This window comes from Peribacillus sp. AS_2, from assembly GCF_026891895.1.
Taxonomy (GTDB): Bacteria; Bacillota; Bacilli; order Bacillales; family DSM-1321; genus Peribacillus; species Peribacillus frigoritolerans.
In genome coordinates, this window is sequence record NZ_JAPTGA010000004.1 from 358,846 (window position 1) to 380,555 (window position 21,710).

The 21,710-nt window shown below is 40.9% G+C and carries 26 protein-coding genes, 1 pseudogene and 2 riboswitches; of the genes and pseudogenes, 14 read left to right on the forward strand and 13 right to left on the reverse strand.

All coding sequences use genetic code 11. The features are described from left to right. Nucleotides 1-15: 15 nt before the first annotated feature. Together OTG27_RS09635 and OTG27_RS09640 are read right to left on the reverse strand one after the other, a co-directional pair. Nucleotides 16-942, reverse strand: a complete 927-nt coding sequence (locus OTG27_RS09635; RefSeq protein ID WP_053534228.1) for an ABC transporter ATP-binding protein — start codon at nt 940-942, stop codon at nt 16-18. After that, nucleotides 920-1,945, reverse strand: a complete 1,026-nt coding sequence (locus OTG27_RS09640) for an ABC transporter ATP-binding protein (RefSeq protein WP_268936782.1) — start codon at nt 1,943-1,945, stop codon at nt 920-922. Before OTG27_RS09640 ends, OTG27_RS09635 begins: the two co-directional genes overlap by 23 nt. Before the next feature lie 493 nt (nt 1,946-2,438). Here OTG27_RS09640 and OTG27_RS09645 point away from each other — a divergent pair, with 493 nt between their 5' ends. Beyond that, nucleotides 2,439-3,074, forward strand: a complete 636-nt coding sequence (locus OTG27_RS09645; RefSeq protein WP_034314277.1) for a Bax inhibitor-1/YccA family protein — start codon at nt 2,439-2,441, stop codon at nt 3,072-3,074. Between the two features lie 107 nt (nt 3,075-3,181). Here the strand turns inward: OTG27_RS09645 and OTG27_RS09650 are convergent, their stop codons facing one another. From OTG27_RS09650 to OTG27_RS09660, 3 genes are all read right to left on the reverse strand, one after another. Continuing rightward, nucleotides 3,182-3,724, reverse strand: a complete 543-nt coding sequence (locus OTG27_RS09650) for an acyl-CoA thioesterase (RefSeq protein WP_034314279.1) — start codon at nt 3,722-3,724, stop codon at nt 3,182-3,184. Between the two features lie 131 nt (nt 3,725-3,855). Then, nucleotides 3,856-4,395: a M15 family metallopeptidase gene (locus OTG27_RS09655; protein ID WP_374941249.1), complete on the reverse strand. Its 540-nt coding sequence runs from the start codon at nt 4,393-4,395 to the stop codon at nt 3,856-3,858. A gap of 77 nt (nt 4,396-4,472) precedes the next feature. Continuing rightward, complete coding sequence (locus tag OTG27_RS09660; RefSeq protein ID WP_187050677.1) at nt 4,473-4,955, reverse strand: DinB family protein; 483 nt, start codon at nt 4,953-4,955, stop codon at nt 4,473-4,475. Nucleotides 4,956-5,287: 332 nt separating this feature from the next. Between OTG27_RS09660 and OTG27_RS09665 the strand changes: the two are divergent. Then, nucleotides 5,288-6,070: pseudogene (locus tag OTG27_RS09665) on the forward strand (ABC transporter transmembrane domain-containing protein); the annotation flags it as partial. Nucleotides 6,071-6,151: 81 nt separating this feature from the next. Continuing rightward, nucleotides 6,152-6,964, forward strand: coding sequence for an ABC transporter ATP-binding protein (locus OTG27_RS09670; protein WP_268936829.1), 813 nt, complete (start codon nt 6,152-6,154; stop codon nt 6,962-6,964). Nucleotides 6,965-7,006: 42 nt separating this feature from the next. On the opposite strand, the gene OTG27_RS09675 is transcribed toward OTG27_RS09670, so the two are convergent. Further along, complete coding sequence (locus tag OTG27_RS09675; protein WP_268936783.1) at nt 7,007-7,708, reverse strand: DUF459 domain-containing protein; 702 nt, start codon at nt 7,706-7,708, stop codon at nt 7,007-7,009. A 219-nt stretch (nt 7,709-7,927) separates the two neighbouring features. Here OTG27_RS09675 and OTG27_RS09680 point away from each other — a divergent pair, with 219 nt between their 5' ends. Beyond that, nucleotides 7,928-8,434 (forward strand): GNAT family N-acetyltransferase, encoded by a 507-nt coding sequence (locus OTG27_RS09680; protein ID WP_034314287.1) that lies wholly within the window; start codon nt 7,928-7,930, stop codon nt 8,432-8,434. Nucleotides 8,435-8,502: 68 nt separating this feature from the next. On the opposite strand, the gene OTG27_RS09685 is transcribed toward OTG27_RS09680, so the two are convergent. Together OTG27_RS09685 and OTG27_RS09690 are read right to left on the reverse strand one after the other, a co-directional pair. Continuing rightward, nucleotides 8,503-8,697, reverse strand: coding sequence for an aspartyl-phosphate phosphatase Spo0E family protein (locus OTG27_RS09685; RefSeq protein WP_106027738.1), 195 nt, complete (start codon nt 8,695-8,697; stop codon nt 8,503-8,505). Between the two features lie 252 nt (nt 8,698-8,949). Then, a complete protein-coding gene (locus OTG27_RS09690) occupies nt 8,950-9,138 on the reverse strand; it encodes a Fur-regulated basic protein FbpA (RefSeq protein ID WP_034314291.1) in 189 nt (62 codons plus the stop codon). Nucleotides 9,139-9,308: 170 nt separating this feature from the next. After that, nucleotides 9,309-9,413, reverse strand: a riboswitch (SAM riboswitch). A gap of 157 nt (nt 9,414-9,570) precedes the next feature. Continuing rightward, nucleotides 9,571-9,675, forward strand: a riboswitch (TPP riboswitch). Between the two features lie 97 nt (nt 9,676-9,772). On the opposite strand from OTG27_RS09690, the gene tenA reads away from it, so the two are divergent. The 5 genes from tenA to thiE are packed head-to-tail and all read left to right on the forward strand — an operon-like array spanning nt 9,773 to nt 13,199. Continuing rightward, complete coding sequence (gene tenA, locus OTG27_RS09695) at nt 9,773-10,462, forward strand: thiaminase II (protein ID WP_268936784.1); 690 nt, start codon at nt 9,773-9,775, stop codon at nt 10,460-10,462. A gap of 15 nt (nt 10,463-10,477) precedes the next feature. Then, the gene (gene thiW / locus OTG27_RS09700; protein ID WP_063577812.1) at nt 10,478-10,999 is read left to right on the forward strand and encodes an energy coupling factor transporter S component ThiW; all 522 of its coding nucleotides are present in this window, start codon (nt 10,478-10,480) and stop codon (nt 10,997-10,999) included. Next, on the forward strand, nt 10,968-11,774 hold the full coding sequence (gene thiD / locus OTG27_RS09705) for a bifunctional hydroxymethylpyrimidine kinase/phosphomethylpyrimidine kinase (protein ID WP_268936785.1): 807 nt from the start codon (nt 10,968-10,970) through the stop codon (nt 11,772-11,774). Before thiW ends, thiD begins: the two co-directional genes overlap by 32 nt. Continuing rightward, entirely contained in the window at nt 11,771-12,586 is an 816-nt protein-coding gene (thiM, locus tag OTG27_RS09710) for a hydroxyethylthiazole kinase (protein WP_268936786.1), read from the forward strand. Before thiD ends, thiM begins: the two co-directional genes overlap by 4 nt. Further along, on the forward strand, nt 12,567-13,199 hold the full coding sequence (gene thiE, locus OTG27_RS09715; RefSeq protein ID WP_063577004.1) for a thiamine phosphate synthase: 633 nt from the start codon (nt 12,567-12,569) through the stop codon (nt 13,197-13,199). The genes thiM and thiE overlap by 20 nt, the downstream gene beginning before the upstream one ends. A 38-nt stretch (nt 13,200-13,237) precedes the next feature. Here thiE and OTG27_RS09720 read toward each other — a convergent pair whose 3' ends face one another. Continuing rightward, nucleotides 13,238-14,443, reverse strand: a complete 1,206-nt coding sequence (locus tag OTG27_RS09720) for an MFS transporter (protein WP_268936787.1) — start codon at nt 14,441-14,443, stop codon at nt 13,238-13,240. 270 nt (nt 14,444-14,713) lie between these two features. Between OTG27_RS09720 and OTG27_RS09725 the strand changes: the two genes are divergently transcribed. The 3 genes from OTG27_RS09725 (at nt 14,714) to OTG27_RS09735 (ending at nt 18,264) form a co-directional block, all read left to right on the forward strand. Continuing rightward, on the forward strand, nt 14,714-16,201 hold the full coding sequence (locus tag OTG27_RS09725; RefSeq protein WP_034314306.1) for an aldehyde dehydrogenase family protein: 1,488 nt from the start codon (nt 14,714-14,716) through the stop codon (nt 16,199-16,201). Nucleotides 16,202-16,494: 293 nt separating this feature from the next. Next, a complete protein-coding gene (locus OTG27_RS09730) occupies nt 16,495-17,727 on the forward strand; it encodes an aminopeptidase (RefSeq protein ID WP_268936788.1) in 1,233 nt (410 codons plus the stop codon). A gap of 369 nt (nt 17,728-18,096) precedes the next feature. Next, complete coding sequence (locus tag OTG27_RS09735) at nt 18,097-18,264, forward strand: hypothetical protein (protein ID WP_164468809.1); 168 nt, start codon at nt 18,097-18,099, stop codon at nt 18,262-18,264. Between the two features lie 124 nt (nt 18,265-18,388). Here the strand turns inward: OTG27_RS09735 and cspC are convergent, their stop codons facing one another. Further along, nucleotides 18,389-18,589, reverse strand: coding sequence for a cold shock protein CspC (gene cspC / locus OTG27_RS09740; protein WP_034314312.1), 201 nt, complete (start codon nt 18,587-18,589; stop codon nt 18,389-18,391). 288 nt (nt 18,590-18,877) lie between these two features. Here cspC and OTG27_RS09745 point away from each other — a divergent pair, with 288 nt between their 5' ends. Beyond that, nucleotides 18,878-19,138 carry a hypothetical protein gene (locus tag OTG27_RS09745; RefSeq protein ID WP_048687304.1) on the forward strand — a complete coding sequence of 87 codons (261 nt, stop codon included), beginning with the start codon at nt 18,878-18,880 and terminating at the stop codon, nt 19,136-19,138. Between the two features lie 33 nt (nt 19,139-19,171). Here the strand turns inward: OTG27_RS09745 and OTG27_RS09750 are convergent, their stop codons facing one another. Both OTG27_RS09750 and OTG27_RS09755 read right to left on the reverse strand, forming a co-directional pair. Continuing rightward, nucleotides 19,172-19,753 carry a YdcF family protein gene (locus OTG27_RS09750; RefSeq protein ID WP_374941254.1) on the reverse strand — a complete coding sequence of 194 codons (582 nt, stop codon included), beginning with the start codon at nt 19,751-19,753 and terminating at the stop codon, nt 19,172-19,174. 113 nt (nt 19,754-19,866) lie between these two features. Further along, the gene (locus OTG27_RS09755; protein WP_268936789.1) at nt 19,867-20,655 is read right to left on the reverse strand and encodes a serine hydrolase; all 789 of its coding nucleotides are present in this window, start codon (nt 20,653-20,655) and stop codon (nt 19,867-19,869) included. 389 nt (nt 20,656-21,044) lie between these two features. Between OTG27_RS09755 and OTG27_RS09760 the strand changes: the two genes are divergently transcribed. Next, a complete protein-coding gene (locus tag OTG27_RS09760) occupies nt 21,045-21,167 on the forward strand; it encodes a hypothetical protein (protein WP_268936790.1) in 123 nt (40 codons plus the stop codon). A 133-nt stretch (nt 21,168-21,300) separates the two neighbouring features. Here the strand turns inward: OTG27_RS09760 and OTG27_RS09765 are convergent, their stop codons facing one another. Beyond that, entirely contained in the window at nt 21,301-21,468 is a 168-nt protein-coding gene (locus OTG27_RS09765; protein ID WP_065311211.1) for a YezD family protein, read from the reverse strand. Between the last annotated feature and the right edge of the window lie 242 nt (nt 21,469-21,710).

The window sequence follows — 21,710 nt, forward strand, 5'->3', positions numbered from 1 at the left end:
ATTCCTTCCACCTCCTTATTGTAATGCGACTCTATGTGTCGATGAGATTGGCTTCAAATCGTAAGCACGTCCATTCTCATCGAAATATTTTGAGTAGGTAGACTCATATTCCGAGGTGAGTTTTTTTCTAAGCTGCACTTTATCTTCGCGAACTTCCGGCTCCAAATCAGGAATGGCGGCAATCAGGCGCTTCGTGTATATATGTTGGGGATTTTCATAGATTTCCTCGCTTTTGCCTTCCTCTACCAATCTACCTCGATACATGACGCCCATCCGGTCACACATATGCCGGATTACACCTAAATCATGCCCGACAAATAAATAAGTCAAATTGAACTCCTGTTGGAGATCCTGAAGAAAATTCAATACTTGTGCCTGAACGGAAACATCCAGTGCTGACACCGGTTCATCCGCAATGATCAGTTTAGGTTTCAATGTCAATGATCGGGCAATCCCGATTCGCTGGCGCTGCCCCCCAGAAAATTCATGAGGATACTTGTGAATCGATTCCGGACTCAGTCCGACTTTGTCCAAGAAGTCCTGTACGATTTTCTTTTCCTCTGAAGGGGATAACCGTTCGAAGTTCCTCAGCGGTTCGGCAATTATGTCAAGTACCCTCTTCTTCGGATTCAATGATGAATACGGGTCCTGGAAAATCATTTGGATATCTTTTCTGAACGGTTTAATTTCTCTTCTACTTAAAGATGCTAAATCCCTGCCTTCAAACAGGATTTGTCCGGATGTCACCTCATTCAGTTTGACCACTGCCTTGCCTGTCGTGGACTTGCCGCTTCCGGATTCCCCGACCAAACCATATGTTTCCCCTTGCTGCAACTCAAAGGAGACACCGTCAACTGCCTTTACGTGATCGACCACCCTTCGAAAAAAACCGCCCCTTATTGGAAAATGCACTTTTAGATTATCTAATTTTAGTAATGTCATGAGCCGATGCATCTCCTTCAGCTTGAAAATAGAATGCTTTATAGCAGGTACAGCGGACAAAATGACCGTTGCCCACTTCGTGAAGCCGGGGTGTCTCTTCATGCGCATGTTTTGGTATCCATGGAATCCTATCTTGGAAGCGGCATCCGATCCGATCCATTTTGGCTATCGATGGAACGATTCCCTCGATAACATGCAAACGGTTTTTCTCGTTTGCGGCCGAAGGAATCGAATTCAATAATGACCTTGTATATGGATGCAGCGGATTGCTGAATATCTCTTTAACACTTCCCGTTTCCACTACCTGACCTGCATACATGACAACGATCCTGTCAGCGACCTCTGCTACAACACTCAGATCATGTGTAATTAAGATGATCCCCATTTTTGTCCTGCTTTGGATATCCTTCAGCAGATCAAGTATTTGCGCTTGGATCGTAACATCCAAAGCCGTCGTGGGTTCATCGGCGATGACCAGTGCAGGGTTGCAAGCAATGGCAATCGAGATCATAGCCCTTTGCCGCATTCCGCCCGAGAGCTCATGCGGATATTGCTTGTACGTCCGTTCAGGGTATGGAATTCCCACTTGTGTCAAAAGTTCGATCGTCCTATTCTTTTTTTCAGCACTGGAGAGTTCAGTATGGTAATCAAGATTCTCCTCGATCTGTTTTCCGATGGTCATGAGCGGGTTCAATGCCGTTAAGGGTTCCTGGAATATCATCCCCAATTCCTTACCACGGACTTTATTCATTTGTACATCATTCAACTTAAGGAGATTTTGGCCTTTATAATTGATGTCTCCTTCGGATTTCGTTCTTTGCTTATTATGTAATTGCATGATGGATAAGGCCAATGCACTCTTTCCACACCCTGATTCTCCAACAACTGCTACAATTTCATTTTCATTCACCGTAAACGAAACATCATCCACCGCTGCATGATATTTGTTACCGATTCGAAATGAGGTAGTTAGGTTTTCTATTTGTAAAATAGCTTTCTTCATCCTTGCTCCCCCTAAACTATTTTATCGGGAAAATAATTAATCTTCTGATAATTATTTAAAATTTTAATCATTTTTTTACAATTATACAATAGTTTTTATAGAAAATAATCACATTTTTTTCATATTTTATAACTTTAGGAATAATTTTCTGCAACATAAAAACGTTTCCTTTATAACTGTTATACAGTAAAGTTTTGAAGTCCTATTAAATATATAGAATCAATAATTTCGGATTTATTATTTCGAGATAGCTTTTTTTGAAGTTTATGTCAATTTATTACCTTAGCGCTTTACTTACCGCGGAAAGGTTTCGTTTAAAGTATTTTAATATTTCAGAAAAATTAGTATATTTGTAAGAATATCATAGAAAAGGTAATTACTTCATATATATTTCAATACTTTTAAAAAAACACCAAATTTTCATTGTATGCAATGAAACCTTTTTAAAACAGATTCGTAGAAAACGGTAGAAAATAAATGATGGGGTGATTGAATGTATTCACAAACTGTACAAACATATATGCCGTCCGTCATGCGGACGTTCGCTTTATCTCTTGCCGTTTCCGTTTTAGGTATGGCTCTCGGCACTCTTGTTCCGCCATCCTTGTTTCTTCCCCTGGCGATACTTGAGATTGCCATGTTGATTGGAGCATTCATATTGCGAAGGAAAAAAGCCATCGGTTACACATTTTTGTATATTTTCACGTTGATTTCCGGAATTACGACCTATCCGATCATTGCCCACTACCTAGCCGCAGCAGGGGCAAATGTGGTGATCCTGGCAGGTGTTACGACGACAGTCGTATTTGGAGGACTGGCGGTTTATGCCACAACCACCAAAAGGGACCTTTCATTCTTGGGGGGGATGTTATTTGCGGCCTTGCTAGCTTTAGTCGTCATTAGCATTTTCAACATTTTCTTTCCATTAAGTTCTACAGCCATGCTGGTCTTTTCATTTATAGGGATTTTAGTTTTCAGCGGTTATATTTTATATGATTTCAATCGAATGAAGCATTACGGGGTAACAGCCGAAGAAGTACCGCTCATGGCGTTGAATCTATATCTTGATTTCATTAACCTATTCATTAACATCTTGCGCTTCTTTGGTATTTTAGCTAGCGATGACTAAAAGACCTAACAAGGGAACATAAACAAGACGCTTGGAATTATCCAAGCGTCTTTTCACGTTCCATATGGTCTCGATCATCAATAAAAACGGCTGAAGGGATGCCTATCTTATTTATATAATCCTGGATTTGATTGATCGGTCCATGGAAGTTTCACACCGAAAGTACTTGCAATGAACTGTGTATCTTCCCTTCTTTTTTTCCTTATTTGGGCCCGTTGTTTTGCTGATTCATTTAAATTCATTTCCATCTCCGTTTCCGGAACCAAACGGGGAACAGGAATTGGTTTACCTTCTTCATTAATGGCAACAAATGTCAGGAAGGAAATGACGCATAAATTTCGGGCTCCTGTAACTAAATCCTCTGCAATCACCTTTACGATGATTTCCATTGATGTTCTGCCCGTATAAGTCACGAAGCTTTCAAGGCAAACTGCATTTCCTTCGTGAATAGGGTGCAGGAAATCGACGGAATCAGTTGATGCTGTAACGACGTTGCTTCGCGCATGACGCATGGCTGATATAGCCGCTACATCATCAATGTATGCCATTAATTTGCCTCCGAACATCGTACCAATATTATTTGTATCCGGCGGGAGGACCAGGCTTGTTTTTATGACCAAAGAGTCCCGGCAATTTTTTGTTTCTTCCATGGTGACTGCACTCCTTTATGTCTGATTTCTCACTAGTTCACTTTATCGAATTCTTACCTGTAAAGCAATTCACATGCTTATTTTCCTGCTTTTAGTCAAAATTATGCGGCTTATGATGAAGCCAACCACTTTCACTGCCCTTTTGGCTGCTTGCCTTGCTGCAGCTCACGCAGGCTTAAGCCAAATGTCATTTGTAAATGCGGATAATCCTTGAACCCTGCCCAATCCCCTCCCCAATCGAAACCTAACCCTTTAGCGATTGTTACGACTTCCATCCAGTCTGACTTTCCATTATCGTTACCGTCATAACTCATATCCCAAATGGCCTCGCCTTGTTTGTTAATGAGGGCAAAATCTATCGCCAAACCGAAATTATGCAGCGACTCGCCACCTCTTGCATTCGTTACGATGTTGCCCGGGTCTGATCGGCCCTTTCCATAGAGTTCATTTTGCTCGGCTAAAGACCGGAATCCGGCCGTAATGATTACCGGGATGCCTTTGTCCTTAGCCAGTTGAATGAGCTCGTCTTTTTTTTCGGCTACGATCGGATTCAGCTCGTCAGTCAGTTCGATTTCGTCTAGATCAGGCGGAAGCATATACTTGAACAATAGCCACAGCAGCAATCCGAAAAAGCCCAATACCAAACATGTCCTTATCCAAGTGGCTTTCACTTAAAAAATCCTTCCTTTACGAAAATATATATCTGAAAATGAAAAACTCAACCAGAGACGGATGAGTTTTTCTTCTATTATAACTTTGCTTTTAATTCTTTAATTTGCAATAAATGCCGCTTTTCATGCAGTCCCACGAACGGAATCCATTGCTTCAGGCTTAAATCTTTGAACAAAGGATGCGGAAAAGACTTTTGTTCGAGATCAATTTCCTTTGCATGGTCAACGACATGTACAAAAGCTTTTCGGGATTCGGACAACTTCTCCTTAACTTCACTCAAAGTTTGGTATGATTCCGACGGAGTGACAAATGGCGGGGCCTGGACCTTCATTTTACGATTTAACGTAAGTTCTATCGGTTTATCCACAGCAGGAATGCTTTCATCGCTTTTCAATTTATCGGAAATGCTCTTTGTTATGGCCCTCTCCATTAAATATAAATGATCCAAAACCTGGATGATGCTCCATCTTCCTGTTTCAGGTTGGGCGTTCAGCTGTTCATCCGATAGTCCGTTGACCGCATTTAAAAGTTCTCCCCTGATTTTTTCATTTTCATTCATTTTAGCATCTCCTCTTATCAGCCTCGCTAATCTCCTTTAATTATTCCATGTCCTATAGGAAAGTGTAAAATATTAATTCTTTTTTTGACAAAACGAACCGATTAAAAGTTGTCTATTTTTCGAAAAGCCCTATGATAGTCATAAAGGCAAAAATCATCTAGGACAGTAAAATAGGAGTGATCGTTATGAGTGGAGGACATATTCCATTCAGCCACAAAGGGCGCAGTGCAATACATGCAATGCCCTCAAAAGGAAGCATATGGTTGATGCTTAAACAAATGTTCAATCGGGTCCCATCGAAATGGCAGTTTTGCTCTTTGGTTTTATGTATCATGCTTTTCATTTCATTGCTTGAGTTCTCCATCCCCCAATTGACACAGGTTACGATTGATAAAATCATTCCCGAAAAAAGATATGACTCGTTGATCTGGATTGGTGCAGGAATTCTTTGTGCTGCAATCTTATTGGCTATACTGAACTACTTTAACAGCTATATCGTTTCCAAGGTCGGTCAAAAGGCCATCATGGATATACGCAATAGCATGTATGAACATATTCAAACACTGGATATGAAATTCTTTGATAAAAACCGGACTGGTGACTTAATGTCGCGGTTGACCAATGATGTCAATTTACTGCAGCAGCTCATCTCTTCGAGCATGCTTCAGGTTTTGACTGACACGGTGACCTTCATTGCCGTAGCGGTATATATGCTTTTCATTAACTGGAAGCTTACCATTGTCCTTCTTATTACATTCCCTTTCATGTTCTATATCACAAGGGTATTCGGGAAACGCATCAGGATGTCATTTAGGTCTGTACAAAGTTCCGCAGGAGATGTCAGCAACCAGTTACAGGATTCGATTTCAGGAATGCGGCTCATTTAATCTTTTACAAATGAAGAATTCGAATCAAGGCGGTTTGCGGAGCGTAATCAGGAAAATATGACTGCAAACCTTAAGTCCGTTCGGCTGCGTTCCATGTTCGGGCCGATTATTGATTTATTGAACAATATCGGTCTTGTAGCAGTCATTGTGTTCGGTGCTTGGCAAGTGATGGAAGGTGAATTCACAATAGGATTAATCGTGGCCTTTCTTGCCTATTTGAGGTTGCTGCAGAGTCCCGTTCGCAATTTTAGCCGGGTAATCAGCATTGTCCAGCAATCAGCCGCCGCCTTTGAGCGGATAACTGAAATATTGGAAACCCAACCTGAAATAAGTGACAAGGGAAATGCCATTGAACTCCATGCCATAATAAAGAAAATTGAGTTTAAAAGTGTTGACTTTGCTTATGATGAGACTGTTCCTGTTCTCGGCAATCTAAACCTGACCATGAGAGCTGGTCAAGTAACCGCTTTGGTCGGCTCCTCCGGCGCAGGAAAATCGACCATCACGAGCCTACTGATCCGATTTTATGATCCGCAAAATGGAACGATTAAAATGGATGGACATAATATCAAAGATGTGTCACTGAAGTCATTACGGGGACAAATGGGAATTGTTTCTCAGGATATCATTCTATTCAATGGTTCCATTCGTGATAACATCGTGTATGGCAAACTTAATGCTACAGATTATGAAATCATCGAATCCGCCAAAGCGGCAAATGCGCATGACTTTATCTGTGCCTTTCCTGATGGTTATGATTCTCAGATCGGAGAGCGCGGAGTCAAGCTTTCAGGCGGACAAAAACAGCGCATTGCCATTGCCAGGGCACTTTTGAAAAATCCGCAAATCATCATTCTCGATGAAGCAACGGCTGCCTTGGATACAGAATCTGAACATTTGATCCAGCAAGCCTTGTCACGTTTAATGAAAAAACGGACTTCAATAGTCATTGCACATCGTTTATCGACCATTCATGACGCCGATCAAATCATTGTTCTGGAAAAAGGGCAGGTTCTTGAAAAAGGAACACATGACCAGTTAATGCAAAACAACGGCCGATACAAGCAGCTCCATGACTTACAGTTCCCTCAACTAAGCGATATCAAATACCTAGCAACTTAGCAGGCAACCATGCACAGAAAGCCTTTCTGTGCATGGTTGGCTTCATTTGAAATCATAACTTTCCAAAACCCGATTCGCAATGAGCTGATACCCTTTTTCATTCGGATGTAACTTATCACTGAAATACTTTGTTTTCTTTTCATCTTCAAAAAGATCATTTGTAGGAATGAATAACATCCTTTCACCTTTATCGGCTAATCCCTTTATTGACTCGTTATAATCGCGAATGTGCTGTTCAAGTTTTTGATTGTCTTTAATTGGGTTATATAGTCCTATTACCAGAATATCCGCTTTATCGTTTGCCTCTATCAGTGTTGATGTAATCTTTTTCAGATGGTTGATATATTCCCGTTTACCCTCATTGATTTTTCGGTCACTTATTTTCTCCAAGTTCCCGCCATTACTATTGATCAAGTCATTCGTTCCAATAAAAACAATGAAAGTATCGGCTTCATCAAGTTTCGTTTTAATTCGGTAATCATCTAGCTGTTTCATCACCCCATCCGTTTCCTGGCCTTTAATACCGTAATTCCAAAAACTTACTTTTTGCTCCGATTGGGGATTATTCAATTCATCTTCAAGGCCATCTATATATCCTTCCCCGTCCTTATCCCCTTTTCCATAGGTTAATGAATCTCCAAAAGCCATGACCCTTTGCACATCTTCCGACTCCGAGGCCTGAAATTCATATGCAGCAAAACATATAACCAATACGATAATCAATATACCTGCCAATTTTTTCATTTGGTTCTCCTCTTGTCTTTTTACTAGAAGTATTTAATCTTGTTCATACCCAAAAAATCTGCAGTACTAACATAAAAAAGAATTGTCAGATAAAGAATAAAGAGTGTATGATAATATAAAACTTTCAATGGATTGGGTTTCATTCAACGTCCCTAAAACCAAAAACGGGATTACCCTTCATTCTGGAGATTGAATAAATGATAGTTAGGAGTTTAAATCATGGAAGAACACATAGAGTTTAGAGAGGCAGAACTATCTGATCTACCCAGAATTGTTGAAATATATAATTCGACAATTGCTTCAAGGATGGTCACGGCAGATACGGAACCTGTATCCGTCCAATCGAGGGTTAAATGGTTTGAGGAACATCATTCAGAAAGTAGACCGCTATATATCATTACTATAGAAGGGAAAACCGCTGGATGGATGAGCTTTCAATCCTTTTATGGCCGACCGGCATATAATTCCACTGCCGAAATCAGCATTTACATTGATGATTATTTCCGGGGAAAAGGAATTGGACAAATTTCGATTCGAAAGGCAATTGAATTGAGTCCAAAATTAGGTGTTAAGACTTTATTGGGTTTCATTTTCGCCCATAATACACCAAGCCTTAAGCTTTTTTCTAAATTCGGGTTTGAAGAATGGGCACATTTACCTCAAGTTGCCGAGATGGATGGCATTGAGCGGGATTTGATCATTCTAGGTAAACGTGTCGATATTTAAATATAATTCTTTAGAGCTATTGCCTTGAGCAGTAGCTTTTTTAGATTAATACAGGTCGAATTGCTAATTTAAAAATACCTATATGCTTCTTGAAGAGAAAAATATTCAGAATCTCTTTTACTTGCTAACGCATTCAATAGCGTATCCAATTCTTGGCTGGCTTGTACAGTCAGCAGACTTGTTAAGCCGTAAATCGCTCCCAACTTTATCATTTCCTGTCTCTTCTCTTCAACTTTTTCTATAGTTACCTTACGGCAATGCATCATAGACACCTCCCATTTATTCAATATTTTTACACTTTTATCATAATGAAATCACTAGTTAAAATCAACTATTTTCCAGAAATTAAATGTGTTATTTTATAGGTCAAATGTGACAAAACACCTATTTTGTTATTTAATTATGTATAATTTGTGTCGTTTTCTAATAAACGCAAAAAAAGCATCCACTAGTGTAGACTGCGAATGCTTACATCATATCCCTTATCCAAAAATCCAAATATTGTATTCCGATTACTATGTCATCCATTCAGAAGGTGACTCGTTATTAGGTCTATTTATAACAATCTTATATTCATCTTCAAGTACTTTTAATGGGGCATCATAAAGGTGCCTTTCATCAGAGGTTTTGTATACTCCATTGGCCAATAGCTCTTCAATGAGTTTTGCCTTCCTCTGTTCAATCCTCTTAAATAATTCTGCCATGTAAATGGCTCCTTTCCGTCCTAGTGCCTGCTTCTAGTTAGCTAAACTTTATCAACTTGTTTGATTTCACCAAATTATATATACCTTTTCTAGTATGTCACTAAACGTTATTTCCCAAAAATAAAAGCCCCTTCTAATTTAAGAAGAGGCTGACAGTGTCCGTTCGGCTCTTCTTATCTTCCAAGCATATGCTTGTTGGATTTAGCACAGTTCCCTAAACGGGTCCGCTGCCGAGGTTTCTTAGGGCCAAGTCCCTCCACCTCTCTGGATAAGAATTCAATATATAATGATGTAGAAATGATTCTATCCTAATAATCTTCAAAAGTCAATTACCTGGTTCTCCCTTTTTTCCTGGACATAAAGTGATTCCTCTTTCAAATACGGGTTGCATTTTCTTGTCTTTCTGATATGATGTCAGTAATTACATACAATTCACACCACTAGGGGAGTCTTTTTTAAGACTGAGATGGAATTAGTTCCGGACCCTTTGAACCTGAACCGGCTCATACCGGCGGAGGGAAGTGGATGATATCGTCCATTTTACAGACTATATCCATCTACCCCGTTCCGTATTCAGGAACGGGGTTTTTTATTTAACAAAGGTAAAGGGAGCCATTCTATAGGAGGATGAACAATGGAGAATACAAAATTAGAAACATTCAGTGATAGACTGCATGCACGGGCAAAAGAGATTTGGAAAAGGAACCATTCACATCCCTTTGTCCAAGCAATTGGAAACGGCACACTTCCTGAAAAGAAATTTGCCTATTACCTGAAGCAGGACTATGTCTATCTCATGGATTATTCCAAGCTCTTTGCTTTAGGTGTCATCAAAGCCCATAACATCGAAACTATGTCAAAATTTGCGAGCATTTTAAATGAAACCCTTCAAGTGGAAATGGATATTCATCGGCATTATGCTTCCGAATTCGGGATCAGCTCCAAGGAATTGGAAAATACAGAACCTACTCCAACCACTCTAGCCTATACAGGTTACATGCTAAATGCAGCTCAGCATGGGACTTTGGCAGACTTGATCGCCTGTCTCCTGCCCTGCGCTTGGGATTATTATGAAATCGGTTTGCTATTAAAAGAACAAAATGGAGCAGCACTGGAAAACAATCGCTACGCAGATTGGATAAGGTCCTATTCATCTCCTGAATTCGGGGAAGCACACAAGTGGCTAATCGCTTTGTTGGAAGAATTGACGGAAGGCATGCCTGAAAAGGAACTTCTTAGATTAGAAAAGCACTTTTTGGTTACTTCCCGATATGAATATTTATTCTGGGACATGGTTCAAAATGAGCAGGATTGGCCTCTGTAGGTGGTTGACATGAGGATGAACCCTATCAAGAAACTGACATTGACTGCCATGATCACGGCTTTAACGACGCTTACCAGTTCATTTATTTTCATCCCTGCAGGATTTGCAAAAATCTTTCCTATTCAACATCTGGCAAATGTCCTGACGGCGGTTCTATTGGGGCCTGCATATGCGGTGACACAAGCTTTTTTAGTTTCCATTATTAGAAACATGATTGGTACCGGTTCAATTTTCGCCTTTCCCGGCAGCATGATTGGTGCACTTTTGGCCGCCATCCTTTACCGAAAAACACAAAGCTTAAAATTCGCCTGTTTAGGGGAAGTGATCGGGACCGGCTTTCTCGGTTCCCTGGCCTGTTATCCGCTTGCAACCCTCCTATTGGGAGAAAAAGCTGCTCTTTTTGGTTTTTTACCGGCTTTTATGTTCAGTTCATTCGCAGGTGCGATTTTAGCTTTCATATTACTTAAAATATTGCTAAAAAATACTTATATGAAGGGGTTTTTTTATGAAAACAGCATTAACGATCGCAGGCTCTGATTCAGGGGGCGGTGCTGGAATACAAGCGGATTTAAAAACATTTTCTGCACATGGTGTATTTGGAATGTCTGCCATCACAGCCGTTACTGCCCAAAACACAATGGAAGTCCGTTCTGTACAGCCCATTGAAACTGCTATCATATCGGATCAAATTGCAGCTATCTTTGAAGATATTCCTGTCGATGCAGTAAAAATAGGCATGCTTGGATCAAAAGAAATCGTGGAAACGGTCGCTGCGTCCCTTAAAACCTTCATGCCTGCCATCGTTATCCTTGACCCTGTCATGATTTCCAAAAGCGGCCACCATTTGCTCGACGAAAAGGCCGTCTCTGCCTTAAAAATGGAATTGCTTCCGCTTGCAAATCTTGTAACACCCAATGTACCAGAAGCGGAAGTACTTACTGGCTTCCCGATTCGGACGAAACAAGATTTCTACAGGGCATGCATTTCGATACAAGAAATGGGTCCCAAATCCGTTTTACTTAAAGGCGGCCATGCAGCAGGAAATCCAAATGATCTTTTTTATGATGGGACTGACTTCCACTGGATCAAGGGAGAGCGCATTCATACAAAAAACACTCATGGTACGGGCTGTACCCTATCATCCGCCATTACATCTAACCTGGCAAATGGACTGCCATTGCAAGTGTCGATCGAGCAAGCCAAGACCTATATTTCCGAAGCGATACGCAATAGCTTTTCAATCGGTAAAGGTCATGGACCTGTCCATCATTTTCATTCATATTCAAAAAAAGAAAGGAGTGACTTATTATGAAGGTTTCCTCAGCCGATTTATTTATGAAGGTAAAAGAAAGGAAACCACTCGTTCACCAAATCACCAACTTTGTTACGGTCAATGACTGTGCAAATGCCACCCTTGCCATCGGAGGTTCACCAGTAATGACATCGAGCCCAAGAGAAGTGGCGGATATGGTCAAATTAGCAGATGCATTGGTCCTGAATTTCGGTACGATCGATGATAAGGCCTTGGAAGCAATGGAGATTGCCGGTAAAACGGCAAATGCCCTGGACATCCCAGTCATTTTGGACCCGGTGGGCGTTGGTGCCACCTCCTATCGTACAGAGCAAGTCAAAGAGCTCCTAAGTAAGGTTACTTTCCAAATCATTCGCGGAAATGCGAGTGAAATCCTGTCATTGATAGGTGGGGATACCGTTACTCGCGGGGTGGATTCGGGGGAACTTGCGATTAGCAATGCAGAGCTGGCTGCACGAGCGGCAAATGAATTGAATAGCATCATCGTGGTCAGCGGAGCTAAGGATGCGGTCAGCGATGGAAAACATACGTCCATCATCGATAACGGGAACCTCCTTTTAACTAATGTTACAGGTACCGGTTGCATGTCCACTGCTCTTATCGGAACTTTTTCCGGAGTCACCGATGATTTCTATTCTGCAGCAATTGCCGGTATCTCAACAATGAGCATTTCAGGGGAACTAGCAGCCGCAACCCTTCAAAAGGATGAAGGAACAGGTACTTTCCGTGTGCGATTAATCGATGCCATATCAAGAATGGATAAGGAAATCTGGATGCATGAGGTGAAAATAAGTGAAGAAGTCCCAAATTGATTTAAGCCTGTATTTAGTTACGGAAGAGTCCATAGCAATAGAAGAATTGACCAAAATCATTGCACAATCGGTTTCAGGAGGAGTCTCGATCGTACAACTTAGAGAGAAAAACAATTCCTCCCTCTCCTTTTATGAAAAAGCATCTGCATTAAAACAGTTATTGAATGAGCTTTCCATTCCCCTTATCATCAATGACCGGGTGGATATAGCACTTGCGGTTGGAGCGGACGGAATTCATATTGGGCAAGATGACCTTCCACTGCCTGTCGTCAAAAAAATGGTACCTGAAGATATGATTGTCGGTGTATCTGTCTCCACTCTTGAAGAAGCTCTCGAAGCCGAACGAAATGGAGCGGATTATATCGGGGTCGGTTCCGTTTTCCCCACCAAGACCAAACAAGATGCAACCCTAATGGCACTTGAGGATCTGGGGGAAATTTGCCGCGGCGTATCCATTCCCGCAGTAGCCATCGGGGGTATAACTGCCGATAACATTTCCGCTCTTTCTGATAGCGGACTATCAGGTACCGCAGTCGTATCGGCCATCATGAATGCAGATAATCCGAAGACTGCCTCCGAATCCCTTTTAAAAATCATAAAAGACTTTAAATAACAAAAGGATGGGGACTGCATGCAGCCCCCATCCTTTGTTTATGTCAAAACGGTATTCTTTGTTTCCTTCCCAAAAGCCACGGCAACTGCCCCCACTAAAATAGCAATTGTAAAAATGGTGAAAATCGAAGAAATCGGGGTGTCTGCGGCAACTAAATACCCAACAAGCAAAGGTCCAAGAACACCGCCAATCCTCCCGATCCCTGCAGCTAACCCAGCCCCTGTACCGCGAACTGATGTTGGATACTGTTCAGGGGTGTACGCATAAAGTGCCCCCCATGCCCCCAGGTTGAAGAAAGAGAGGAACAATCCGGAAACTATCAGCAGTGCCAGCCCCTCTGCCGATCCAAAGAAAAAGGCACTGACGGCCGTCCCAATTAAGTATGTGATCAAAACGAATTTACGTCCCATCTTCTCTATCAGCCATGCAGCTGAAAAATAACCCGGAAGCTGTGCGAGCGTCATGATCAAAACATATTCAAAGCTTTGAATCATGCTGAAGCCTTTAAGGACCATCACACTTGGCAGCCATAAAAACATCCCATAATAGGAAAAGACCACGCAAAACCATAGAATCCACAATACAAGGGTCTGACGGGAGTAATCCTTTTTCCAGACACTTTTCATATTGCTTAATACAGATGGTCTTTGCTTTTTTTCAAGTTCCGTATACTTTGGTGAATCCGGCAGTTTCAAGCGTAGATACAGCGCATATAAAGCTGGAGCTGCGCTCAATAATAATGCAACCCGCCAACCATAAGCCGGTATGATGAAATAGGATATGAGTGCTGCCAAAATCCAGCCAACCGCCCAAAAGCTTTCAAGAAGGACGACAACCCTTCCCCTTTTACTCGCTTCAACACTTTCAGAGACCAATGTCGAGGCAACCGGAAGTTCTCCCCCAAGTCCCATTCCAATCAAAAAACGCAATATCAAGAACAGGCTGAGTGTACTGACTGCTGCAGACAGGCCACTTGCGATCGAAAACAATAATAAAGTAATGATAAAGACATTCTTTCGTCCGACCCTGTCGGCCATCGCACCAAAGAATACGGCGCCAACAGCCATTCCTATGGAGTTTATGCTCCCAATCCAGCCAACCTGCTCACTGGTTAAGTTCCAATCCTGCTTTAATGCAACAATGATGAAAGAAAGCATACCGACATCAAGTGCATCGAACATCCATCCAAGACCCGCAACACCAAGTAACTTACGCTGCGATATCATTTTCGCATTATTTCCCATATATTCCTCCTGAAGAACTTTAGACCTTCTTGTTATTTTATCCTTTTTCATTTTAACTATTAACTTTCATTTTTGCTATAGTAATTACACATGTCTTGACAAAATAATACTACATTTTTTTAATAGATGAAGAAATCTTGGATATTCTGTCGAATGTTATAGATTGAATATTCCCTTTTTTTCATTTATCATAAAAATTGGCAATCATAGCGTTAACAATAAGTCATCATGTTTTGCCCAAGATAAACATTTTATTCAGGAGGGTAATTAATGACAAATCTAACGTTAGAAGTAAGTGGAAAGCTGCAAAAATTTTTAACAGGACCAAAAAAGCTCTATATTAATGGTCAGTTTGTAGAAAGTGCTTCAAAAAAAACCTTCTCCACTCCTAATCCTGCTACAGGACAAAAACTTGCCGATGTTTATGAAGCTGATAAAGAAGATATCGACTTAGCCGTCAAAGCTGCACGCAAAGCATTCGATGAAGGTCCTTGGTCAAGAATGAGCGCAGCTGCACGCAGTAGACTGATGTATAAACTAGCCGATTTAATGGAAGAAAATAAAACTGAACTTGCTCAATTGGAAACGTTGGATAATGGGAAACCAATCAGTGAAACTACAAATGCCGACATTCCTTTAGCAATTGAACATATGAGATATTTTGCTGGCTGGTCCACCAAGATTGTTGGACAGACCATCCCGGTAAGCGGAAATTACTTTAACTACACGAAACACGAGGCTGTTGGTGTTGTCGGCCAAATCATCCCATGGAACTTTCCGCTTCTTATGGCGATGTGGAAACTGGGAGCGGCACTTGCTACAGGTTGTACGGTCATATTAAAGCCCGCTGAGCAAACACCGCTTTCCGCTCTTTACCTGGCTGAATTATTGGCTGAAGCCGGTTTCCCTGATGGGGTCGTCAATATCGTTCCCGGTTTTGGTGAAACGGCTGGACAAGCGCTTGTCGACCACCCGCAAGTAAATAAAATCGCATTTACCGGCTCGACCGAAGTTGGAAAATTGATCATGCGTTCCGCTTCATATTCATTGAAACGGGTCACATTGGAACTTGGAGGGAAATCGCCAAACATCATCCTGCCTGATGCGGATTTCTCAAAAGCCATCCCTGGAGCTTTGAATGGGGTCATGTTTAACCAAGGTCAGGTATGCTGTGCCGGCTCAAGGGTTTATATCCAAAAGAAACATTATGATAATGTTGTTGCCGATATGGCTAGCCATGCAAAAAACATCAAACAAGGGATAGGCCTGGATCCAAGTACCCAAATTGGGCCGCTTGTTTCCGAGGAGCAGCAAAATCGGGTAATGGGCTATATTGAAAAGGGGAAAAACGAGGGTGCGGAAGTTCTTGTCGGCGGAAATAAACCGGGTGAACAGGGCTACTTTGTTTCTCCTACTATATTCGCTGGTGTTGAAGAGGATATGACGATTGCTAAAGAAGAGATTTTCGGACCGGTCATAGCGGCAATGCCATTCGAGGATTTAGATGATGTCATTAACCGTGCAAATGCCAGTGAATATGGTTTGGCTGCCGGCTTATGGACAAGCGATATAGCCAATGCCCATTATGTTGCAGGAAAACTCCGTGCCGGTACCGTATGGGTGAACTGTTATAACGCGTTCGACGCGGCTTCTCCGTTCGGCGGCTACAAACAATCCGGAATCGGACGTGAAATGGGATCTTATGCACTGGACAACTATTCTGAAGTGAAAAGTGTCTGGATTAATTTGGGTAAATGATTTACTGACTATTAAGAAAGAGGGTCTCAAAGAGGCCCTCTTTCTTTCAGTCCATTGATCCACTGCACCAAATCATCAAATTATTCAACTATTCAAACCTTTTCAATAGTCTTTCCTTCTTTAGTTTTGGTAAAATGCAAGATAGACAAAATGCTGCTGGAGCAGCTCCCTGCCGGTTATAATGAACTCCTTCGTATACGAGTAGTTTTCACAAACGATGTAAAAAGTTTCTTTTTTATATGACAAAAAGTACAATTAAAAATGTAGAAAATGGAAAAGAGGAGTTTTAAATGATGAGTGATTTTCAAACGAATTTAGAGAAATATGCAGAACTTGCCGTAAAAGTCGGCGTAAACATCCAACAAGATCAAACCTTGGTCGTAAACACAACATTAGAGGGTGCTGACCTTGTGCGTCTCATTGTAAAAAAGGCATATGAGAACGGTGCGCGCAATGTCATCGTTAATTGGAATGACGATATCGTTTCACGTACCAAATATGAATTGGCTCCAGATGAAGTGTTCCACGAATATCCAAAGTGGCGCGCAGAAGAAACGATCGAACTCGCAGAAAACGGAGCTGCTTATCTTTCCGTCATATCCTCCAGCCCTGACTTATTAAAAGGTGTAAAACCTGAAAGGATTGCCAACTACCAAAAAGCATCCGGGACAGCACTGAAGAAGTGGCGTCAGTATATGCAATCCGATAAAGTGAGCTGGTCCATAGTTGCCGTCCCTTCAAAGGCTTGGGCCGATAAAGTATTCCCTGAAGAAGCAGAAGGAAAACGTGTTGACCTCCTATGGGAAGCCATTTTCAAAGCAGTTCGTGTTGATGTGAAAGATCCTGTGGAAGCCTGGAAAAAACACGATGATACCCTGCATGAAAAGGTTGATTATTTAAATGATAAGCATTACCAAAAATTGCATTATACGGCTCCCGGAACCGACCTGACAATCGAATTACCCGACAAACATCTATGGGTCGGGGCAGGAAGCGTTAACGTACAGGGGCATGAATTCATGGCTAATATGCCAACCGAAGAAGTGTTTACAGTTCCAATGAAAACAGGCGTTAACGGTACGGTTTCCAGTACGAAACCACTTAGTTACGGCGGAAACATCATCAATAATTTTTCCGTGACGTTTAAAGAAGGACGGATCATTGAAGTAAAAGCAGAAGAAGGAGAAGAAATCCTAAAGCAATTGGTTGAAACGGATGAAGGTTCACACTACCTTGGTGAAGTCGCGCTTGTTCCATTCAACTCACCCATTTCCCAATCGAATGTTTTATTCTTCAACACATTATTTGATGAAAATGCATCAAACCATCTCGCTATCGGCAGCTCCTATGCTTTCTGTATTGAAGGCGGAAAAAACATGGGTCCAGAAGAACTTGCAGAAAATGGACTGAATGAAAGCCTTACACATGTCGATTTCATGATTGGATCTGAGAAAATGAACATCGACGGCATCAAACAGGACGGCACTTCAGAACCTGTCTTCCGTAATGGGGACTGGGCGTTTTAATTAACCGGCTTTAAGCCCCTTCCATCACTTGAAAACCTTCAGCCACGTGATTTCTGCAGTACCCGGGAACATGTGGCTGTTTTTTCATGCCCAAAAAGGTGGACAAGCCCATAGTAATATCGACTCCTTGCTTTCGAGTAAGTTCATTCGCTATAACTTGGCCTGCCCCCGCTTAGTCCCATATTGTGACATCCACTCCTTGTTCAACCTAAAACATGACCCATTAACTTTTTCTATACAACATTCAAAATTATTAGGCTCATTGCCATATGCTTAGTCAGTTTTTTATACGCAATGTATTATTGGAATATGTTGAACACATCTTTCATTGCCAAATATGTTATACTATTAGTAAAGAGGGTGGCTAAATTGAAAAGCAATAAGTATAATACTGGTGAAACAGTAACCATTCAGGATACTAATGAATCAGTAACCATTAATAAATGGGCATATGTTAAAAACATGAAGAGATATTCTTATACTGTTAAAGAACATCCGACTACTTTTTTCTTTGAAGAAGAATTTAAAAAAGCTTAATGACAAGTCACTAAAAACCTACTCAGTCAGAGTGGGATTTTTTTTGCTTTCATTTTATTGCACAATAAAAAACAGACTCCCATCGAGGAAGTCTGTTCATATAGGTTACGATTTAATTTTAAAATTAAGCTTTTTGAACGTTAGCAGCTTGAGCTCCACGTGCACCTTGCTCAACTTCGAAAGTTACTTTTTGACCTTCGTCTAAAGATTTGAAGCCTTCGCTTTGGATAGCTGAGAAATGTACGAATACATCGTCTCCGTTTTCGCGTTCGATAAATCCAAAACCTTTTTCTGCATTAAACCATTTAACTGTACCTTGTTCCATTGTTGTTGCCTCCTAGTGCATAACACACATTGTATTACTATTTTTAATCATTTGGAAAATAACGAGTATCCTCTTCCACAACCAAAAACAATTCTATATTAGATTAACATGAATTGATGCAGATAGCAAATTTTCCAGTGATAATTTAAAGATGGCCACATTCTTTTCGCCTTCTTATTTTCTTTATTTATCCAATTTAATGATTCAGATAGTAATTAATGGGTATATCAGAGTAATAAGAAACAGTACGATTTTCACTTAAAGAATTATCAACAAGGAGGAACCTCAATGAAATATTACAAAGTTTCTAATAGCGGTTTTGACAGTAAGGTCATTGTAGCCTATAGCGGGTATGAGGCACTCGGGTATTATTTAATGGAAATCGATGATCAACTTGGTTTTGTTGATGATATAGATGTCGAAGAAGTGGACGCTGATGATCGAGTCGAGATTTCCTATACCGGTTATCCCGTTTATAAGACACTTAAGGAGCTATATCAAGAGAAAGATTTTTGGCAAGTTCCTAATGTTGTCGTGGAAGTCGAATAATGAAATCACCCCACCTTTTAGGAGAATTCGAAGTTACCTCCCAATCCACCCGGTCAAATAGTATTTGGTAATTGCCAGATATTCACGGGTATATGATTTCAACAGTGACACTTTTGGTGTCTTTGCCGGCAATCCCTTCATATCCAAGCCTTCTTTTTTTGCTATTTCGACTGCCCGGTAGATATGAAAGTCATTGCTAACGATCAACCCTGAAGCTGCTGTATCAGGAATGAGTTCTTTTGAGAAAACGATATTTTCGTGAGTTGTTGTAGATTTGTCTTCCAACATGATGCGTGCTTCTTCAATTCCTTGGGCGATTAGCCCCTGTTGCATTGCTTTTGCTTCCGATATATCTTCTCCCGGTCCTTTGCCGCCAGATACAATGACCACTGTATGTTTATTCGCCGATAAATATTCTGCAGCTTTATCAATCCGGTATTGTAAGGATAATGATGGAACCGAACCTTTGACCCTTGCTCCAAGAATCATGAGGTAATCGGCATTTTCCGGAATTTGCTGGTGAATGCTTTCCTGAATTTTCATGTGCAAAAATCCAAAATACCCAAGTACCGCTATGACACTTATTACATAAAAAAGTTTCATCGTCCTTTTCAAAATTTTTCCCCGCTTCTTATCATATATAACTTTCATTTCCACTAACTCCTATATAACTAAGACCAAAGAGCGGGAAATCATGAAAGACTTCCCGCCCTTTTCAATCGGTCAGTTTATTCTGCTGCGATCATATCATCATATATCATTTTCCCAATTTTACTGATTACTTGACGGCTTTCTTCCTCTGATTTCATGTCTTCTGTAAGAACTGCAGCATAAACAGTTTGTGTTTCTGACCGAATGATTGCACAATCATGGGCAACTCCCCGAATTCCGCCCGTTTTGCTTGCGACCTTGACTCCTCTGCCCATCAGAGATGGAAGTTTATCCCTTAATTGCTGATTGTCAAATACATGCAATATTTTTTCCCGGCTTTCTTTCGTTAAAAAGTTGCCTGTATGTATGGCTTTTAAGCAGGTAATCGTATCTTCTGCCGAAATGGTATTGTCGCGCCCTTCTTTTAATGCCTTAAAATCCTGCATTTTCCGTTCAAGGACAGTATTTTTCAAACCAAGTTCCTTGATGCATTGAGTGATTTCTTCAAAGCCCAACAGGTTCATCATCATATTCGTGGATGTATTGTCGGAAACAGTTATCATCAATGTCAGTAAATCCTCTACGGTCAAAAATACCTTATTCGATAAGACATGCAGGACCCCAGATCCCCCAGTCACTTCACTAGGCGGGATGGTCACTGGTTGGTTCAAATAGATTTTCTTTTGTTCACTTTGACGATAACCTTCGATGATCATTGGTATTTTGATCAAACTCGCTGATTGAAAGGATTCATTCTCGTGATATCCAATCGTGTCCCCAAGACCATTTTCAATTTTATATGCGATTCTCCCATTAAATGTTTCAACTAATGCCAAGATATCATGTTCTATAGTTTGTAAGGTCATCTACTCCCTGTTCCTCCCTTAGATATCATTTAAACCCCTATAAAAAACTCCCTTATACCCTAACTTATTCTACCATGTTAAAAGCAGTACAATCTTATTAGAAATTCCAAATTGAATAAATTTTTGTATAAAAAAATAGCCTTCATATTTGAAGTCTACAGTTTTTTTGCTTGTACAAATTTGGACGTTGATTGGAACGTAGGCACTCGCTTTCCGCGGACGGTCCGCCCTCGGCGCACTTGCGCCTGTGGAGTCTCCCTTGGACTCGCTATTCCCGCAGGAGTCTCGCACACCCGCTCCAGTTAACTATTAAAAATTTAGATAGAACTCCTTTTGCCTACAATCTTTTTTGTTTTAAAATAAATTTATTAAAACTTGAGGTGATGACGATGCTTTCGAAACATCATTCTATTCAACGAGATCAACTTGAATTGATTACTTTAGATCAACTGGTGCAGGCGAACCATTTGGTTCGTAAAATGCAGGCTTCCATTGACTTCACTTTAATTTAGATTTGGTGAAAGATATGTATTCGAAGGTAGGAAGCCCAAGTATTGATCCAGTTATTTTAGTTAAACTGATTCCGAACCCCATAAGTCTACAAACAGGAGCCTTCATATTGAAGGCTCCCTTAATACCTGTCATTCATCTAGCTTTAACGGCACGGCCCTTCACTAATGGGAATCGTTTCTTCTCGGTGGTATCCACTTGAGTGATTTCACCATCATGTACGGTAATTAAAACCGATCCATATTGCAGATCCTCCAAACTTGAAATGATATGCCTGATTTTCAATTCTTCTTTCTTTTCCATAATATCTCCCCTTCACTACTGGTAATAAAGCTTCGTTTTCACCTAATGTAAAAAAGGTTCGCACGACAAGCACATGTGCGCTTCCCACTTTCAATGTTTTCTTGGGAACTTGGTTTACCTATCATATCCTCATCACTTAACTTTCCGTATAAGAATAACCAGTTATTAGGAACTCCATATTCCCTCCCTTCCCTATAAAAAATAAAAGGCACCCGCCATCTAACAGATTAGATGTAAGGGTG

What these genes read in the sequence shown, in the direction of transcription:
- OTG27_RS09635 (WP_053534228.1), bottom strand. Translation starts at nt 942, where the DNA reads ATGACATTACTAAAATTAGATAATCTAAAAGTGCATTTTCCAATAAGG.
- OTG27_RS09640 (WP_268936782.1), bottom strand. Translation starts at nt 1,945, where the DNA reads ATGAAGAAAGCTATTTTACAAATAGAAAACCTAACTACCTCATTTCGA.
- OTG27_RS09645 (WP_034314277.1), top strand. Translation starts at nt 2,439, where the DNA reads ATGTATTCACAAACTGTACAAACATATATGCCGTCCGTCATGCGGACG.
- OTG27_RS09650 (WP_034314279.1), bottom strand. Translation starts at nt 3,724, where the DNA reads ATGGAAGAAACAAAAAATTGCCGGGACTCTTTGGTCATAAAAACAAGC.
- OTG27_RS09660 (WP_187050677.1), bottom strand. Translation starts at nt 4,955, where the DNA reads ATGAATGAAAATGAAAAAATCAGGGGAGAACTTTTAAATGCGGTCAAC.
- OTG27_RS09675 (WP_268936783.1), bottom strand. Translation starts at nt 7,708, where the DNA reads ATGAAAAAATTGGCAGGTATATTGATTATCGTATTGGTTATATGTTTT.
- OTG27_RS09680 (WP_034314287.1), top strand. Translation starts at nt 7,928, where the DNA reads ATGGAAGAACACATAGAGTTTAGAGAGGCAGAACTATCTGATCTACCC.
- OTG27_RS09685 (WP_106027738.1), bottom strand. Translation starts at nt 8,697, where the DNA reads ATGCATTGCCGTAAGGTAACTATAGAAAAAGTTGAAGAGAAGAGACAG.
- OTG27_RS09690 (WP_034314291.1), bottom strand. Translation starts at nt 9,138, where the DNA reads ATGGCAGAATTATTTAAGAGGATTGAACAGAGGAAGGCAAAACTCATT.
- tenA (WP_268936784.1), top strand. Translation starts at nt 9,773, where the DNA reads ATGGAGAATACAAAATTAGAAACATTCAGTGATAGACTGCATGCACGG.
- thiW (WP_063577812.1), top strand. Translation starts at nt 10,478, where the DNA reads ATGAACCCTATCAAGAAACTGACATTGACTGCCATGATCACGGCTTTA.
- thiD (WP_268936785.1), top strand. Translation starts at nt 10,968, where the DNA reads ATGAAAACAGCATTAACGATCGCAGGCTCTGATTCAGGGGGCGGTGCT.
- thiM (WP_268936786.1), top strand. Translation starts at nt 11,771, where the DNA reads ATGAAGGTTTCCTCAGCCGATTTATTTATGAAGGTAAAAGAAAGGAAA.
- OTG27_RS09720 (WP_268936787.1), bottom strand. Translation starts at nt 14,443, where the DNA reads ATGGGAAATAATGCGAAAATGATATCGCAGCGTAAGTTACTTGGTGTT.
- OTG27_RS09725 (WP_034314306.1), top strand. Translation starts at nt 14,714, where the DNA reads ATGACAAATCTAACGTTAGAAGTAAGTGGAAAGCTGCAAAAATTTTTA.
- OTG27_RS09730 (WP_268936788.1), top strand. Translation starts at nt 16,495, where the DNA reads ATGAGTGATTTTCAAACGAATTTAGAGAAATATGCAGAACTTGCCGTA.
- cspC (WP_034314312.1), bottom strand. Translation starts at nt 18,589, where the DNA reads ATGGAACAAGGTACAGTTAAATGGTTTAATGCAGAAAAAGGTTTTGGA.
- OTG27_RS09745 (WP_048687304.1), top strand. Translation starts at nt 18,878, where the DNA reads ATGAAATATTACAAAGTTTCTAATAGCGGTTTTGACAGTAAGGTCATT.
- OTG27_RS09755 (WP_268936789.1), bottom strand. Translation starts at nt 20,655, where the DNA reads ATGACCTTACAAACTATAGAACATGATATCTTGGCATTAGTTGAAACA.
- OTG27_RS09760 (WP_268936790.1), top strand. Translation starts at nt 21,045, where the DNA reads ATGCTTTCGAAACATCATTCTATTCAACGAGATCAACTTGAATTGATT.
- OTG27_RS09765 (WP_065311211.1), bottom strand. Translation starts at nt 21,468, where the DNA reads ATGGAAAAGAAAGAAGAATTGAAAATCAGGCATATCATTTCAAGTTTG.